Origin of the sequence: Haematobacter missouriensis (genome assembly GCF_000740775.1) — a bacterium.
Taxonomy (GTDB): Bacteria; Pseudomonadota; Alphaproteobacteria; order Rhodobacterales; family Rhodobacteraceae; genus Haematobacter; species Haematobacter missouriensis.
This window is the reverse complement of sequence record NZ_JFGS01000101.1, coordinates 1-817: the sequence shown is the minus strand read 5'-3', so window position 1 is coordinate 817 and position 817 is coordinate 1. Positions and strand designations below refer to the sequence as shown.

General features: G+C 59.2%; 1 protein-coding gene. It reads right to left on the bottom strand.

Annotated features, from left to right (window positions below; all coding sequences use genetic code 11):
- A partial coding sequence (locus tag CG51_RS20495; protein ID WP_169742258.1) for a hypothetical protein occupies positions 1-272 on the bottom strand: 272 nt, incomplete at its 3' end.
- Between the last annotated feature and the right edge of the window lie 545 nt (positions 273-817).

The window sequence follows — 817 nt, the reverse complement described above, 5'->3', positions numbered from 1 at the left end:
TGGTTTGTGGCCGGGACAGTCCGCGTCACGCTCCACCCACCGCTACTGATCGTGCCCGCGGGCACCCAGCCAGTAACAACCTCTCCCCCATCGCCGACGAGGCGGAATTCGACCGCCATACCATTGAGACTCGCGTGAGCGGGGCCGGAGAAGGTCACCGGCCTTTGCTTGCTGTTGATCTGCGTATCCCCGACCAGCCCATAGACCCAGCCGTCCATCTCAAGGTATGGAACGCCATCCTTGATCGAAGGGTATGGGTCGTGGTCCAGCATGCCGGGGGTTATGCCACCTTGAGTGGTATACTCCCCGGAAAGGGGGTGCAGCATACGGACGCTATATCCTCGCCCCGACATTAGCGACGCGAGAGCGGTGGAGGTCGTGAGTTTGCTGGAGGACAGGCCAGCGTCCCTCTGCCAGTAACGATATGTCGGCATCATCAGGCTCCAATCTGGGGAAGAGGCTTAAGGGTTGTCCAATGCTTGCGCCACAGCCTCATTCCCCACGGCTCTACGGCATTATCCATTCCATTTAGGTCTGACTTGAATGGATGCGAAAATGCGTAATCCGGGAAGGGCCACGTTCCTTTCGGCGATCCAACTGCCGGGAGGGTATACTCCGTATATCGCACAAGCGGCCTCCAAGTTGGGTTGGTAATACCAAGCGCCTGACAGCACAGCAGGAAATCAGACCCTGTAGAAAGGTTCCTGTAACCCCCCCCAGCATCATTGTGGGGTCCGTCTTGTCGTTGCTGGGTGACGGCGGTTTCACTCCAACGGAGGCCCCAATTAGGATCCCCGGCAGACAGGAGCCCGGCCCC